Origin of the sequence: Hyalangium ruber, assembly GCF_034259325.1 — a bacterium.
GTDB lineage: Bacteria > Myxococcota > Myxococcia > Myxococcales > Myxococcaceae > Hyalangium_A > Hyalangium_A rubrum.
In genome coordinates, this window is record NZ_JAXIVS010000001.1 from 837,447 (window position 1) to 852,875 (window position 15,429).

The 15,429-nt window shown below is 67.8% G+C and carries 13 protein-coding genes; 6 read left to right on the forward strand and 7 right to left on the reverse strand.

Features of this window, described 5'->3' with window-relative positions; genetic code table 11:
• Positions 1–3: 3 nt before the first annotated feature.
• Positions 4–396 (reverse strand): DUSAM domain-containing protein, encoded by a 393-nt coding sequence (locus SYV04_RS03405; RefSeq protein ID WP_321544118.1) that lies wholly within the window; start codon positions 394–396, stop codon positions 4–6.
• A gap of 196 nt (positions 397–592) precedes the next feature.
• On the opposite strand from SYV04_RS03405, the gene SYV04_RS03410 reads away from it, so the two are divergent.
• Complete coding sequence (locus SYV04_RS03410; RefSeq protein ID WP_321544119.1) at positions 593–1,978, forward strand: serine/threonine-protein kinase; 1,386 nt, start codon at positions 593–595, stop codon at positions 1,976–1,978.
• Positions 1,979–2,026: 48 nt separating this feature from the next.
• Here SYV04_RS03410 and SYV04_RS03415 read toward each other — a convergent pair whose 3' ends face one another.
• The 3 genes from SYV04_RS03415 to SYV04_RS03425 all read right to left on the reverse strand — a co-directional run bounded on the left by SYV04_RS03415 (position 2,027) and on the right by SYV04_RS03425 (position 6,073).
• Positions 2,027–2,521, reverse strand: coding sequence for a hypothetical protein (locus tag SYV04_RS03415; RefSeq protein ID WP_321544120.1), 495 nt, complete (start codon positions 2,519–2,521; stop codon positions 2,027–2,029).
• Positions 2,522–2,534: 13 nt separating this feature from the next.
• Positions 2,535–3,875 (reverse strand): cyclic nucleotide-binding domain-containing protein, encoded by a 1,341-nt coding sequence (locus SYV04_RS03420; protein WP_321544121.1) that lies wholly within the window; start codon positions 3,873–3,875, stop codon positions 2,535–2,537.
• Between the two features lie 68 nt (positions 3,876–3,943).
• Positions 3,944–6,073, reverse strand: a complete 2,130-nt coding sequence (locus SYV04_RS03425) for an FHA domain-containing protein (RefSeq protein WP_321544122.1) — start codon at positions 6,071–6,073, stop codon at positions 3,944–3,946.
• A 171-nt stretch (positions 6,074–6,244) separates the two neighbouring features.
• Here SYV04_RS03425 and SYV04_RS03430 point away from each other — a divergent pair, with 171 nt between their 5' ends.
• From SYV04_RS03430 to SYV04_RS03445, 4 genes are all read left to right on the forward strand, one after another.
• Positions 6,245–7,729: a TldD/PmbA family protein gene (locus SYV04_RS03430; protein WP_321544123.1), complete on the forward strand. Its 1,485-nt coding sequence runs from the start codon at positions 6,245–6,247 to the stop codon at positions 7,727–7,729.
• 11 nt (positions 7,730–7,740) lie between these two features.
• Positions 7,741–9,090: a TldD/PmbA family protein gene (locus SYV04_RS03435; RefSeq protein WP_321544124.1), complete on the forward strand. Its 1,350-nt coding sequence runs from the start codon at positions 7,741–7,743 to the stop codon at positions 9,088–9,090.
• A 171-nt stretch (positions 9,091–9,261) separates the two neighbouring features.
• Complete coding sequence (locus SYV04_RS03440) at positions 9,262–10,785, forward strand: flavin monoamine oxidase family protein (RefSeq protein WP_321544125.1); 1,524 nt, start codon at positions 9,262–9,264, stop codon at positions 10,783–10,785.
• Positions 10,786–10,906: 121 nt separating this feature from the next.
• Positions 10,907–11,899, forward strand: a complete 993-nt coding sequence (locus tag SYV04_RS03445) for a ParB/RepB/Spo0J family partition protein (protein ID WP_321544126.1) — start codon at positions 10,907–10,909, stop codon at positions 11,897–11,899.
• Positions 11,900–11,997: 98 nt separating this feature from the next.
• Here the strand turns inward: SYV04_RS03445 and SYV04_RS03450 are convergent, their stop codons facing one another.
• Genes SYV04_RS03450 through rpmG form a run of 3 tightly spaced genes read right to left on the reverse strand, consistent with a single transcriptional unit; the run spans position 11,998 to position 14,053 of the window.
• The gene (locus SYV04_RS03450; RefSeq protein ID WP_321544127.1) at positions 11,998–12,648 is read right to left on the reverse strand and encodes a DUF1826 domain-containing protein; all 651 of its coding nucleotides are present in this window, start codon (positions 12,646–12,648) and stop codon (positions 11,998–12,000) included.
• The gene (zigA, locus tag SYV04_RS03455; protein WP_321544128.1) at positions 12,648–13,892 is read right to left on the reverse strand and encodes a zinc metallochaperone GTPase ZigA; all 1,245 of its coding nucleotides are present in this window, start codon (positions 13,890–13,892) and stop codon (positions 12,648–12,650) included. The genes SYV04_RS03450 and zigA overlap by 1 nt, the downstream gene beginning before the upstream one ends.
• Positions 13,889–14,053, reverse strand: a complete 165-nt coding sequence (gene rpmG, locus SYV04_RS03460) for a 50S ribosomal protein L33 (RefSeq protein ID WP_321544129.1) — start codon at positions 14,051–14,053, stop codon at positions 13,889–13,891. The genes zigA and rpmG overlap by 4 nt, the downstream gene beginning before the upstream one ends.
• Before the next feature lie 665 nt (positions 14,054–14,718).
• On the opposite strand from rpmG, the gene SYV04_RS03465 reads away from it, so the two are divergent.
• Positions 14,719–15,423: an ABC transporter ATP-binding protein gene (locus SYV04_RS03465; RefSeq protein ID WP_321544130.1), complete on the forward strand. Its 705-nt coding sequence runs from the start codon at positions 14,719–14,721 to the stop codon at positions 15,421–15,423.
• Positions 15,424–15,429 lie beyond the last annotated feature (6 nt).

Genomic DNA, 15,429 nt, shown 5'->3' on the forward strand with positions numbered 1-15,429 from the left:
GCGTTACGCGAGTTCCGCGAGCCGTTCCAACTGTCCCTCGGCAATGTCCCGGTACAGGGGGACCACCTCGACAGCGAGGAGGTCCCTCATCTGTTGGCACGCGCCATCGAGATCGCCTGCGTCACGAAGGCTGTACATCCGGTGCAGGGCATCGCTCAACCGGTTTGAGCCCTCGCGAACACGTGCCCGAATCTCTCGGAGCAGTTCCGTGGCGCGTTCCGTGCTGCCCAGAGCCGTCTCGGCCTCCATTGCATGGATAGCCACCGTGGGAGCCGCACTCCGCAGCAAGTCGCGAACATCCTCCGTGAGCTTCAGGGTTTCACCTCGGTGGACCTGGCTCTCCAACTCCCAGAGTTGATTCCAGATCGCATCCACGTCCGCATCCAGGCGCGCCATCACCTCACCTCTTCTTTGGGCTCCTGGAGGGACCGCACATCGCGATGGGCCATTCGTGTTGCCCTTCGCATCTTCTGAGGCAGTCATGACAGTTCCGTGCCGTCACGGAAAGCGTGATTCACGCGACGTCTCATGTCGGATGCGTTTTCGCCTACCCATGAGGTAGGATGACCTCCCTACCCTGGAGGCCCTACCCATGCCCTCTGTCTCTGGCACGGACACCACTGCTTCGCAGGAAGTGCGCATCGGCTCCTGGCGGGTGCTCCGATTTGTCGACAAGGGCAGCTACGGATTGGTCTACCGCGTCGAGCACACCAAGGGACTCCCTTCAGGTACCTACGCCCTGAAGCGGGCCATCTACCCGGGAGATGAGCGCTTCGCTCGAGAGAAGGAGCTGCTCGCGCGCCTCAACCACCCGAACGTGCCTGGGCTTCAGGACTCGGGGGAGTGGACTGACGCGCAAGGCCAGCGCTTTCCCTACCTCGTGCTGCAGTGGGTGGAAGGCAAGACGCTTTACGAGTGGGCGCCCAAGGGAATGCTCACCTCGCGCCAGGCGCTGCGCCTGCTGGCCCAAATCGCCCGAGCGCTCCAAGTCACCCATCTGCATGGCGTGCATCGGGATGTAAAGGGCGACAACGTCAGAGTGAATGAGCAAGGCCATGCCGTCCTACTGGACTTCGGGGCTTGCGGGTACCCCGGTGCCCGCCCCCTCACCGATACCGCCATTCCCCCGGGCACCGAGCTCTACCGCAGCCCTCAGTTGCTGCGCTTCCGTTACAAGTTCCGTAGAAGCCCCGAGGCTCACTACCTCTCCCGCTCCGAGGATGACATCTATGCCCTGGGGGTGATGGCTTACCGCCTCGTGACTGAACTCTATCCACCGCCTCGCACCGAGCCTGAATGCACGGATGATCCCAAGCGTCCGCTCCCCGCGAGGCTGCTGGCTCCGAGTGACTGGGCTTCGGTGGCTCCCGTGCTGGACCGCCTCATCCTGCGCATGCTCTCCGAGGAGCCCGAGGCGCGAGGCACCGCCGAGCAGTTGGCCCAGGAGATGGAAGAGGCTGCGGCGAGCACAGAGCCAGCCCTCGACAGGCCGATCATTCCGGACCCGTGCCAGGTGGAGACCGAGCGTGCCACCCGTCCAGGACCTCCCCGCGAGCGGGCCCATCTCCTGCGCCCTCTGCCGCTCGTAGCGCTTCTGGGGATGATGGTCGTACTCCTCGTCTCTCGCCCTGCGCCGCATCCCTGGGAACCCCTCAGCGAACCCAGCGAGGAACCTCTAGAGACAGGCAGGGATGGAGGCAGCGTGGCCCTGGGAAGCACGGCCCTGGCCTCCGCGCTGCCGGGCGGGGTCGGCCCGGTCGAACTACGCGCTGTGAGCCTCGACGTGCCCAGCCGTCCACTCAAGGGACAGAAGCGTGCCCCATGCGAGTCTCGTGAGTTGGTGGAGATCAACGGAGGCTGCTGGGTTCATGGCGGCGGACTCAAACCTCCATGCGATCGGGACTGGTACGAGTGGGAGGGGCGTTGCTACTGGCCGTTCATGGTCCGCGAGCGTCCGCCAACATCCGAAGAACCGTGAGCTACTCTGAAGTGCCGTTCGTCCCGGTAGATGCAGCGGTCGCTCCACTCAGAACAGCTCGGTGGGCTCCATCCGGCGGTGGCGCGCCTGCACCACGCGCCACTCTCCGTCCTGCTCCTTCTCGAACGTGCCCTCCACCACCCAGGCGTTGAGCACGCTCTCCTGCGCCAGCTGCTCGAACTGCTCCGCCTCCGAGCGCGCGAAGATGAACTTCACCGTGAAGTCACCTTGGGTCGGTGACACCTCGGTCACCTCCAGGCCCGTGTGGAAGATGCGCACCCACTGCCCACGCAGCACCTGCGCCACCATCACGCCCTTCACCTGATCCTTGCCCCACCCCTGTCCGCCCTTGAAGCGATCGGACACCCCCTCCATCACCCCGCTCACGTCCTTCGCCTCGGCCGCGCGCGTCATCTCGATGATCTTCCGCGTAATGGCCTCCTGCACCGGAGGCTCCTCGCGCGGCCAGAAAGCCAGCACCAGCCCTCCCACCACCAGGGCCAGCACCACCCCCACCGCCCGCGAGCGCGTCAGCGTCACCATCGCGCCGGCCCGCTCAGGCCCCTCCTGCCGAGTCCGGCTCGATCACCAGCTCGTCCGCGTCGATGATCTCCGCGGGCCGCAGCGCCTCGGCCGTCATCTTCTGCCGCCGCTCCGAGAGCTGCTCCAGGTACGTCTTGAGCGACGGATACTCCTTCACCAGCTCGCCGAACGCGGTGCGGTCGATGAACGCGGTGGCCGTCTTCCGCGTGGCCACCACCGTGGCCGTCGCGGGCACGCCCGTCAGCAGGGAGATCTCCCCCGCCACCTCGCCCTCGCGGAGGATCCCCAGGCTCACCACCCCACCCGTCGGATCGTCCTTCTGCACCACCAGCTCGCCAGCCAGCACCAGGAACAGGCCCGGAGACAGCTCGCCCTCGGTCAGCGCCTTGTCCCTCGGCTGCAGCGCCCGGAACGTGAAGCGCCCCAACAGCGCCGCGCGCTCGGACTCGGGCAGCTGCTGGAACAGCGGCGAGGTCGCCATCATGTTGCGCGCCATGCGCTGCTGGGCGAACTCCGCCAGCACCTGCGGCACCGACGGATACGTCCGGGCCACCGCGTTGAGGTGCTCACGGCGCACCTCGAACACCTCCGTGTCCACCGTGGCGCTCACCGAGGCCGTGGGCGGCGTGCCCGTAATCAGCGACAGCTCTCCGAAGATGGAGCCGCCGCCCAGGAAGCCCAGCGTCTTGCGCTGCCCGTCCACCAGCCGCGTCACCTCCGCCTTGCCGGCGACGATCACGTTCAGGTGGTCACCCGCATCCCCCTCTTGGCTGATGACGGTGCCCGGCGGAACGCTCTTCCAGCTCATCCGCTGGACCAGGTCCATGAAGGCATCCCGCTCCAGGTCCGCGAAGAGCGGCAGCGGCGGCCGGCTGTTCGGATCCGCCGCGCCTCCCGTGTCCGGCGCCGACAGCACCTCGATGGCGCGGGCGATCAGCTCCTCGCCCATCAACTCCATCAGGTCCGTCTCCACCTTCCCGTCGAACATGGGATCCGGAGGCAGCGGCGGAGGCACCGAGGCGCGGCCCGGGGCGTTGCGCGACGCGCGCGCGTAGATGCGAGAGAGCGTGTCCTTCAGCCGGCGCTCGTTGGGCGCCAGCTCCAGCGCCAGCTTGCAGGCCGTCATCGAGCTCAGCAGGTAGTCGCGCTTGAGCAACCCCTCGGCGCACGCGTGGTACGCAGTGACGGCGCGCTCCCGCTCTCCCAACTCCGCCAGGCAGCGCGCCGCGAGCAGCCGCGAGCGGTGATCCGCGGGCCTGCGACGCACGGACTCGGCGAACACGGCGAGGCCGCGCTCGAACTGGCGCTCCTCCAGCAGGTCCATCCCGAGTTCCCGCAGCGACGACTCACTCATGCCGACTCTCCCGAAGGTGTGCAGCGAAGGACGTCAACGGAGCGGCACCTTACCGCACCCTCAGTCCTTCACGGCTGCAGTTCCTTCAGGTGTACCTCGGCCTTGCGCCTCAACTCCGAGCCCTCGGGAGCCGTGTCGATGACAATCTTGAATTTTTCCGCTGCCGACCGAGGATCCCGGTCCCGCTCGATGTAGGCACGCTGGTAGAGGTTCTCCACCTCTTCCTGCATGCCGTCGAGCCCATCCTGGGCGCGCCGGTCGCCGGGGTTGAGCCGCAGCGCTTCGCGGAAGTGGATGCCCGCGCTGGCGATGTCCCGGCGCGCCAGCGAGGCTTTGCCCGCCTTCACCGAGGCCTCGGCCAGCTGCTCGCGGATGGCGTCCAGCATCGCGCCCCGGAAACCGATCTGCGTGTAGAGCTCCTCGGCCTTGCGCAGCGGCCGCACCGCCGACTCCAGCGAGCCCGACTGCACCTTGCGCTGGGCGTCCTGGTAGGTGCGGGCGAACTGGGGAATGAGGCGCTTGAGGTTGCGGGCGCGCTCGCGAATCTCGTTGTCGCCCTTGTTCGCCTCGACGACGCGGTCGCACTCGAGCACCGCGCGCTCGTAGTCGCCGTTGTCGAACTTGCGCTCCACCACGTCGAAGGCCTCGGCGACGATCTGCGCGCGCTTCTCCGCCGCCCGCTTCGCCGCCAGGACCTTGTTCGTCTTCTCCAGCTTCTCCTGGTCCTGGGCCTCCTGGGCCAGCGCCATCTCCAGCTCTTCCAGCTTCGCGCGGTAGAGCGGCCGGGCGTTGCTGGGCAGCTTGTCGATGAGCGCGCGCACCGACTCCACGTCCCGCTGCTCCAGCAGGGAGTCCAGCCGCTTCGTGTAGAAGCCCGCCTCGGCCGTGCTCAGCTCCTTGTCCAGCGCCTGGCGCTCCTCGTCGCTCTTGGCGGTGATGCCCTTGGGCGCCTCCTCCAACTGCTGGCGCGCCTCCTCGTAGCGCTCCTCGGCCATCAGCGCGCGCACCGTCTTGAGCGCCTCGATGAGCGCCTGCTCGGCCTGCGCCGTCTTCGCCAGCCCCTCGGCGTCGATGCCCGGCTTGAGCTTCTCGGCCTCCTCGATGAGCGTCACCGCGTCCGAGTAGCTGCCCTCGCGGATGGCCGTGCGCGCCCGCTGCATCTTCGTGGCGGCCAACTCCTCGCGCGGATCCGGCGGAGGCGGCGGGGGTGGCTCCTTGTTGGCGAAGACGATGACGATGATCACCGCCAGCACCACCACCGCCACGCCCAGGCCGCCATAGACGAGGACCTTGGTGTCCGGCGTCCCACTCCGGCCGGGCCGCCGCGTGGGGATGTCGCGCAAGCCCTCGGGCGGCACGAAGCGGGCGTTGGTGGCCTCGTTGAAGCGCGGATCATTCGGATCCACGTCCGCCTTGCTCGCCGCGGTGGCATTGGCCGCCGCCTTCTTGCGGGCCGCGGCCTCCTCCTCCTTCTTCTTCTTGGCCTCTTCCTCGGCCTTCTTCGCCTCGGCCTCGCGCGCCTCGGCCTCCGCCCGGAGCTGCTTCACCTGCTCCAGCTCATCCACGAAGCGGATGCTCGTCTTGCCGATGGAGATGACGTCGCCGTGCTTGAGCGTGCATTCATCCACGCGCTCGTCATTCACCCGGGTGCCGGAGGCGCTCACCAGGTCCCGCAGCACCGTGCCGGTGTCCCCGTGGACCAGCTCCAGGTGGCGGCGCGACACGGACTGGTCGCTCAGCTTCAGGTCCACGCCGTTGGCGCGCCCCAGCACCATGCGCACGCTCTTGAAGCGCCGCTTCTTGCCCTTGTCCGGGCCCTCGATGATGTGGAGCGAGACGGGCGGACCGGCGCGCGTGGCGTCCGGGTTGTCATCGTCCTCCTCGGTCTGCTCCTCCTCCTGCTCCTGGTCCTCCAAGGAGACGAACTCCTTGGAGACGGCCCGGGGATCATCCCCGACCGGAGTGCCCTCACCGGGCTCCTCCTCGCCCTCGCCCGCGAAGTGGTTGGACGTGTGGTAGTCCTCCTCCATGGGGTTCTCCATGGAGGGCTCCAGGTCCTCCTCTTCCGCGGAGGGCTCGCCCCGGGGCTGCTTGTTGGCGAAGGGAGAGGGCTTGAGCTCCGTGCGATCGCCCTGCGGCGCGCCGGCGGGGGGCCTGGAGGAATTGGCGCGGGAGGAGGTCGGTCGGCGAGGGGGCATGGGAGTACAGGGGCCAGTCGATACGGGCCGGCATCTTAGAGCGCCCGCCCGTCGAGGGGAATGCGGACAGAGCCGTTGGGCTGGAACACCCGGTGTGTGTTGTTCGTTGCCGGGTGACAGCCCCCGCCATTAGGGTGGCTACCACCTCTCACAGTGTTCTGGAGAATGCGAATGCCCCGAGCGTCGGCGACGACGACGAAGCGTCCCACCCCGGCCCAGCTCGCCCCCTTGGCCACCCGGCAAGTGGCGGCGGCCCCCCTGCTCCCCCAGCCCCAGCTCGAGCGCCTGCTCGCGGTCGCCATGGAGCGCGGCGCCGACTTCGCGGAAGTCTATGTCGAGCGCGGCCTGCTCACCGCCGTGGTGCTGGAAGAGGGGCGAATCAAGAGCGCGCAGACGGGTCTGACGCAGGGCGTTGGGGTGCGCGTCATCTCCGGGGCCAAGGTGGGCTATGCCTACTCGGACGACCTGGAGGAGGCGGCGCTGCTGCGCACGGCGCGCACGGCGGCGATGATCGCCCAGGGCGGTGGCTCGGAGCAGAGCTATAAGGTGAGTCGCACTCCGGCGCCCAGCTACTACAAGGTCCCCACGCCGCTGGCGGACATCGACGTGGCGCGCAAGGCGGAGCTGGTGCTGCGGGCGGACAAGGCGGCGCGCGGCTTCGACAAGCGGATCACGCAGGTGAACGGCTCGTACGCGGACGTCACCAAGCGCATCGCCGTGGGCAACACGCTGGGCCACTACACCGAGGACACGCAGGACCTGTGCCGGCTCTCGGTGCAGGTGGTGGCCGAGGGGAAGAACAAGGAGCGGCGCACGGGCTTCTACGGCGGCGGCGGCCGGGTGTCCTTCAGCCACTTCGACACCTTCACGCCGGAGTCGGTGGGGCGCGAGGCGGCGCGGCAGGCCATCGCCACGCTGGGCGCGGCCGAGTGCCAGGCGGGCCCGCAGACGGTGGTGCTGGCGCCGGGCTGGAGCGGGATTCTCCTGCACGAGGCGGTGGGCCACGGCCTGGAGGCGGACTTCATCCGCAAGGGCACCTCGCTGTTCGCGGGGAAGGTGGGCCAGAAGGTGGCCTCGGATCTGGTCACCGTCATCGACGATGGGACGGTGGCCAACAGCCGCGGCTCCATCAACGTGGATGACGAAGGCGTGGCCGGTGAGCGCAAGGTCCTCATCGAGAAGGGCGTGCTCAAGGGCTACATGTACGACAGCTTCAACGCGAAGCTGATGGGGCAGCGCTCCACGGGCAGCGGGCGGCGTGAGTCGTTCAAGCACATGCCGCTGCCGCGCATGACGAACACGTACCTGGCGCCGGGAGACCACCACCCCGAGGACATCATCAAGGAAGTGAAGCGCGGGCTGTACTGCGCGCACTTCGGCGGCGGGCAGGTGGACATCACCAACGGCAACTTCGTCTTCGAGGTGAGCGAGGCGTACCAGATCGAGGACGGCAAGCTGGGCCGGCCGGTGAAGAACGCGATCCTCATCGGCGTGGGGCCAGAGGCGCTGAAGAACGTGTCGCGCGTGGGGTGTGATCCGATGCCGGACCCGGGCCTGGGTACCTGCGGCAAGGATGGCCAGAGCGTGCCGGTGGGCGTGGGGCTGCCCACGCTGCGCATCGACAACATGACGGTGGGCGGGACGAAGGTCGCCTGAGGACATCGCACGTGAACAACTACGAGCAGATCGCGAAGAAGATCGTCCAGCGCGCGAAGAAGAAGGGCGCCAAGCAGGCCGAGGCCTTCCTCGAGGTGGGGCGGCAGAGCTCCTGCCGCGTGCGCGAGGGCGAAATCGAAGACCTGACCGAGGCCACGAGCAAGGGCGTGGGCCTGCGGGTCATCACCAAGGACAACCGACTGGGCTTCTCGTACACGTCGGACTTCGATCCGGCGTCGGTGGACACCTTCGTGGACATGGCGCTGCGGCTGGCGCAAACGGCGGCGCCCAACAAGCTCAACGGGCTGCCCACGGCGAAGGAGCTGGGCGAGCCGTCGGAGACGGGAGAGCTCTTCGACCCCAAGGTGGCGGAGCTGCCCGGGGACTGGAAGATCAAGACAGCGCTGGAGATGGAGAAGGCGGGCAAGGCGGTGGACGCCCGCATCACCACCTTCAACAGCGTGGGCGCCGGAGACTACGTCGCCGAGGTGTACGTGGCCTCCAGCGAGGGCCTGTCGGCGGGCTTCGCGGGCACGTACGTGTACCTGTTCGCGTCGCCAGTGGCCGCGGCGAATGACCAACTCCAGACGAGCTACTGGATGGACTACAAGCGCTTCCTGGGCGACCTGGACTCTCCGGAGCAGGTGGGCCGGGAGGCGGCTCGGCGCGCGGTGCGGATGCTGGGCGCGAAGCGGGTGAAGTCGCAGCAGGTGCCGGTCATCTTCGATCCGATGATGGCCTCCTCGTTCGTGGGCAGCATCGCGGCGGCGGCGGACGGCAACGCCATCTACAAGAAGTCGAGCATCTTCGTCTCGAAGCTGGGCAAGAAGCTGGCGCCCGAGCACGTGACGGTGGTGGACGACGGGCTCTTGAAGCGCGGGCTGGGCACGGCGCCGTTCGACGGCGAGGGCGTGGCCACGCGGCGCACGCCGCTGCTGGAGAAGGGCGTGCTGCGCAGCTACCTGTATGACGCCTTCACCGCGCGCAAGGCGAAGGCGAAGACGACGGGCAACGCGGCGCGCGGGTACAACTCGCTGCCGCACATCGGCACCAACAACCTGTACCTGGAGCCGGGCACGAAGCCTCCGGAGGAGCTGATCCGCGAGGTGAAGAGCGGCTTCTACGTGACGGCGATGCTGGGCCGCGGGGCGGATCCGGTGACGGGCGAGTACTCGCGCGGCGCCAACGGCCTGTGGATCGAGAACGGCGAGTTGGCCTACCCGGTCCAGGAAGTCACGGTGGCCGGCAACCTGCTGCAGATGCTGCAGGACATGGACGGCATCGGTAGCGACCTGCAGTTCCGAGGCTCGTCGGGAGCGCCCACCATCCGCTTCAAGCAGCTCACCGTCTCCGGCGACTGAGCTGCTTTCATCCTGGCGCTGACGCGTCAGCAGCACCCGCTGACACGTCAGCAGGCCGCGATGGCCTCTCCTCCCTCGTAGCGCCCCTCCAAAGATCTTTCTCTTTGTTGGGGCACTCTACGTGCCACTCCTATATTCACGGCGCGTATTACCAATCGAGGAGAGGAACACATGCTGAAGAAGTGGTTTGGGCTCTCGTACCTGCTGGTGGCGATGCTCGCCCTCCAGGGCTGCGCGGGCTGGTCTCAACAGAAGCGCGACGACGCCAGCGGCTCAACACCGGCCGCGGTAGTTACGGCGAAGAAGGACGCCCCCGTCATCATCGTTGGCTCCGGCCTGACGGGGCTCACCATCGCCTACGAGCTGAAGAAGAAGGGCATCGACTCGCTGATCATCGAGTCGTCCCCTCGCATCGGCGGCCGTATCCAGACGGTCACCTTCGCCGACGGCATGACGGCCGAAGCGCACATGGAGGAGTACTTCGCGCGCAGCCCCGCCGTGGCGCTGCTCAAGGAGCTCAACCTGCCGCTGATCGAGGACGTCGCCCACTCCACGGTGCGGCTCGAGGGGAAGATCTACCCCTACCAGGGTGAGGGCGATCGCGATCAGTACCTCGCGGGCATCTTCAACGCGGAGGAGCGCGCGGCGTTCCTCAAGTGGAACGCGAAGGCCTGGGACATCTACTCCAAGCTGCACGCCAGCCACTACGAGGGCAAGCCGCTGCCGCCGGAGCTGGCCGAGCTGCTGCGCATCAGCTTCGCGGAGTTCATCGGCCGCGACAAGCTGCCGCGCAAGGTCAGCGAGTGGATCCGCGCCACGGTCGAGCCGGAGATGGCGATCGAGTGGGACAAGATCGCGGCGCTCGACGGCATCGATGAGATTCGCCTCTTCCTGGATACGCCGGAAGGCTTCGGCGAGAAGAACTACCACGTCGACGGCGGCAACACCCGCTTCACCGAGGCGCTCACCGCCCGCCTGAACCCGGATCAGATCATGACGCAGGGCCGCGTCACCGCGATCGAGCAGACGGCGACGGGCGTGAAGCTGCGCGTCCTGGAGAAGGAGCGTCAGTACATCGAGGTGACCGGGCGCATGGCCGTGGTCACCGTCCCCGTCAACCACATCGGCCGGATCCAGTTCTCGCCCGCGCTCACCGCCGAGAAGTGGAAGGCCATCAACACGACGAAGATGGGCAGCTACATCAAGGTCCACTTCCGCGTCGCCCCCGAGGCGGTCCCGCTGTGGAGCGACAAGAACGGCGAGAGCATCCTCACGATGCTGTCGGACACCCAGGCGGGCAGCATCTACGACGTGACGAATCTGCAGGGGGGCGAGGGCGCGGGGAAGGACTCGCTGCTCACCCTGCTGCTGCACGCGAAGTTCGCGCAGAACCTGATGAACCTGCCTCTCGATGAGGTGCGCGAGAAGAGCGCGGAGGCCCTCGACGGCCTCTTCCCGGGCGTGCGCAAGCACATCAAGTACTCCGAGATCTTCGTCTATCCGCAGGCGGTGGCGTACTGGCCCCTGGAGCTCGGGCGTTCGCGCTTCGATGCGCTCGCCGATGACCTGCGCCGTCCGCAGGGCCGCCTCTACTTCGGTGGCGACACGACGGTCGACAGCCACTCGGAAGGCGCCGTCGTCTCGGCGCTCAACATCTCGAAGTCGATCATCGCGCGTCAGGCCGAGCTGAAGTAGCGCCCCCTCTTCCTGGCCGGTGGGAAGTGAACTGCCGGCCAGGAGGTGAAGTCAGGAAGTGCGGCACCGTCCCTGCGCCTCACATAGCATCGGGCGGTCCACGGCTTCACAAGGGGAAGACATGGCAGCGAAGAAGGCAGCCTCCAAGGCCCGCAGCACCACACCGCGCAAGCCGCGCCGCAAGAAGGTAGAGCCCCGCTCCAAGGGGCTGTCCGCGGCCGAGGTGGCGAGCGAGGCCGCCGCCCAACCCACGGAGCTCATCCAAGGCATCCAGGAGGACGGTGGCCAGGTGCTCTCCGTGTACCGGGATCCGCTGGGCGCCCACACGGTGGTGTTCGCGGCGCTGCCCATCGACAAGGTCGAGCCCACGCCGTACCAGCGCGACCTCTCCGAGCCGCACGTGAAGCGGCTGGCCAACGCCATGGAGCGGCTGGATCGCTTCCTGGATCCGGTCATCGCCGTCCGCAAGGAGGGCAAGTACTGGACGCCCAACGGCAACCACCGGCTGAACGCCTCGCGGCTCCTGGGCGCGAAGTCCATCGTGGCGCTGGTGCTGCCCGAGGAGGACGTGGCGTACCAGATCCTCGCGCTGAACACGGAGAAGGCGCACAACCTCAAGGAGCGCTCGCTGGAGGTCATCCGCATGCACCGGGGGCTGACGGGCTCGCGGGCGGGGCGAGAGGCGGACTTCGCCAACCTCTTCGAGGAGCCGGCCTTCATCACCCTGGGCGCGGCCTATGAGAAGCGGCCGCGCTTCTCCGCGGGTGCGTACCACCCGTTCGTGAAGCGGGCGGAGCGCTTCCTGGATCTGCCCATGGTCGAGGCGCTGAAGGTGCGCGAGGCGCGGGCCGACAAGCTGCTGGAGTTGGACGACGCGGTGACGCGGGTGGTGACGGCGCTCAAGGACAAGGGGATGCAGAGCCCCTACCTGCGCAACTTCGTGGTGGCGCGCATCAACTTCCTGCGCTTCAAGAAGGACGACAGCCCGGTGGAGTTCGACTCCACGGTGGCGAAGATGCTGGCCAGCGCCCAGAAGTTCAACGTGGAGAAGGTGAACAAGGACGACATCACCCGAATGGGTGGGGCTGGCGGCGCGGAACCGGACGAGGAGTAGCCCCGAGGTTTCGTACCGGTTCAGTTGTCAGACAGGACTGCTTCTGGTGAGTGCCCCCCCGGGCGATGCCTCCGCCCGGGGAGAAGGCTGAAGGCTCCTCAGTCGACGGCGTCGATGGAGAGCATGATGCGGCGCTGGCCCGGCGGAAGACGGGGTGAGCGGTGGACAGCCCCATTGCCCGCGTTCTTCGGCCACGCCTCTCCCTTCAACAGGGCCACGTCGAAGCGCTCCAGCCGCTGCACGCGTCCTCCCAGGCGCAGCACTTCGCCCTTCGGCCCCAGGCCGCTGCGCACCACGTCCGCGTTCTCCACCCACTCGGTGGCGGGCCCGGCATAGGTGCAGAGCAGCCGGACGCCCACACGATCCACGTGGAAACGCGGGCACATCTCCTGATCCAGCGTGGTGAGCCGCACGCCCAGCCAGCGAGCTTCGAAGAGATCCGCGTACACCTGCAGCAGCAGGTGCAGCTCCTCGCTCCAGGCCTCGCGCTCCTGCGTGTCAGGCAGCTCCGCGAGCGCCGAGCGCAGATCCGCGCGCTTCACGTCCACCCGCTCGACGACATGGAGCGTGTACCGGGAGCAGACCTCCTCCAGCCATGGGCCCAGGGCGGGGCTCAGGCTCCGTCGCCACACGCACAGGTTGACCCCCTGGCGGTAGATCTCCGTGAGCTCCGCGGGCTGCCGGACGAGGACGTGCGAGCCCTGCCACACCGCTGGCTCCCTGACGCTCGAGTGCAGAACGGTCTCCATCACGCGCTCCGCTCCTCGGTAGCCTCTTCGTCCGTCCGCATCACCTCCCAGGCCGGGAAGGGGTCCTCCCATTCCCTCCAACCCTCTGGCCCCTGCTCGAGCTCCTTCGGGGTCAGCAGGCATGCCTCGAGCTGGCGGCGGATCTCCTCCGGTTCGGCATCTCGGGTGATGAAGACGATCTCCTGGCGCCTGTCTGCGTAGGGCCCCACCAGCTCGCGCTCGATCTCGGCACGGACCTCCGGCTCCTCCGGCCACTGCTCGCGCGGCACCGCGGCCCACCACAGCCCCGCGGGCTCGAAGCTGCACGCGCCACCGGCCTGGGCCCACACGCCGGTGACTTCCATACGCGTGGCGAGCCAGAAGAAGCCCTTGCTGCGCAGCACCCCCTTCCAGCTTCCATGGATGAAGTCCCAGAAGCGCTGGGGGTGCAGCGGCAGGCGGCTGCGGAAGACGAAGCTGCGGATGCCGTACTCCTCCGTCTCCGGCACGTGCTCGCCTCGCAGCTCCTTGAGCCAGCCCGGCGCCCGGCGCGCGCGCTCGAAGTCGAAGCGGCGGGTGTCGAGCACTTCCGAGAGCGGCACCTGCCCACGCTCCGCCAATACCAGGCGCGCCTCCGGGTTGAGCTTGCGCAGGATTCCCTGGAGCTCGGCGAGCCGTTCGGAGGAGACCAGGTCCGTCTTGTTCAGCACCAGGACATCCGCGAACTCCACCTGCTCCACCAGCAGGTCCACCACGGTCCGCTCGTCCTCCTCGGCGGCGGCCAGGCCGCGCTCGTCGAGCCCCTGCGCGCCCTCCCAGTCATCGAGGAAGTTGAAGGCGTCCACCACCGTCACCATCGTGTCCAGCCGCGCCACCTCCGACAGGCTGCGCCCCGACTCGTCGGCGAAGGTGAACGTCTCCGCGACAGGCAACGGCTCGGAGATGCCAGTGGATTCGATGAGCAGATAGTCGAAGCGGTTTTCCCTGGCCAGTCGCCCCACCTCCTGGAGCAGATCCTCTCGGAGCGTGCAGCAGATGCAGCCGTTGGACAGCTCCACCAGCTTCTCCTCCACCCGGCTGAGGGAAGCGCCTCCCTGGACAAGCCGGGCGTCGATGTTCACCTCGCTCATGTCATTGACGATGACGGCGACGCGCCGGCCCTCGCGGTTGTTGAGGACGTGGTTGAGCAGCGTCGTCTTCCCGGCCCCCAGGAAACCGGAGAGGACGGTGGTGGGCAGGCGACGATCCACGGAGGGGCCACTCATGGCTTGCCCTCCACGAACATCACGTGCTTGCGCACGCGCGGGTCGTACTTCTTGAACTGGAGCTTGTCCTGCGACTTCCGCTTGTTCTTCGTCGTTGTGTAGAAGTAGCCGGTGCCGGCGGTGGAGACGAGATGGATGATGGTTCGGTTGCCTTTGGGCATGGTCGTGACTCCGGGTGCGCGTCGCCGCGCACGGTGAATGGGGGGAGCAAGCAGGGGGTGAGCCGCGCGAGCCACGCCGCCGCGGGCGCCTGGCTGCCCGAAGGCATGGCACCTACGGGGTGGCGGCGAAGCAGACTCAGCGGCTCGGCGGGGACGCTTTAGGAGCCAGCGCCAGCAGCGGGATGGCAAAGCCATGCCACGCCGCGCTTGCGAGTGTGCGGAGCTCCTGAGGCTCGCCAGTCCGCAGCGGGATATCGCAGCTCGGACACCAGGCTCGCCGCGGCTCTGCCCATGCGAGGGGACACCGCTCGTGCCCATCCCCCTGCTCCGCCGCGCTTTCGAGCCGCTCCCCCTCCCCACGCTCGGTCCCCTGAGCAGGGGTCGGGGCACTGGGCGCATCGAGCTCCAGCTCCTCGAACACCTGGTGCTCGGCGCAGTAGCGGTGCGCGTGTTCACCAGCGTGGAGGAGCTCCACCAGCGGCAACATCAGCCACAGCACCGCGAGAGCCGCCGCGCAGGCACGCTGGAGAGAGAGCAGAGGAGAACGCATCAGACCCATTTTCTGTAACCTGGTTGCAAAAACAGATCAAGCCCAGATGTCGCTCTTTACATGCAACTCAATTGCATCTACCATCCGCCTTCACCGAAAGACAGGGGCGTAATCCATGCTTGAGGCAGTGGGGTTATCCAAGCGCTATGGCGAGCACCTGGCGCTGGCGGGCCTCGATCTGAAGGTCGAGCCAGGTGAGGTGTTCTGCCTGCTGGGCGCCAACGGCGCTGGGAAGACCACCACCCTCAACCTCTTCCTGGGCTTCATCGAGCCCACGGCGGGAGAGGCGCGCGTGGGCGGATTGGAGGTGCGGGCCAACGCCGCCGAGGTACGCCGCCGCGTGGCCTACGTTCCCGAGCAGGTGATGCTCTACCCTCGGCTGACGGGACGGGAGAACCTGGCCTACTTCAGTGCCCTGGCTGGCCAGCCGAACCTCCCGAGGGAGACCCTGGGGGAGTGGCTCACGCGGGCGGGGCTTGCGCCCGAGGCCATGGATCGACCGGTGGGCACCTACTCCAAAGGCATGAGGCAGAAGGTGGGCATCGCCATCGCCCTGGCCAAGGGCGCTCAAGCGCTGCTCCTGGACGAGCCCACCTCCGGGCTGGACCCGCTGGCTTCGAACGAGCTGTCGGACCTACTGCGCGCGCTGAGTGGGCAGGGGATGACGGTGATGATGGCCACGCATGATCTGTTCCGGGCCAAGGAGTCCGGCACGCGTGTGGGCATCATGAAAGCCGGGAGCCTGGTGGAGACCCGACCCACGCGAGAGCTGGGGCATGCCGAGCTCGAGCAGCTCTACTTGCGGCACATGCGTGGGTGAGGGCTC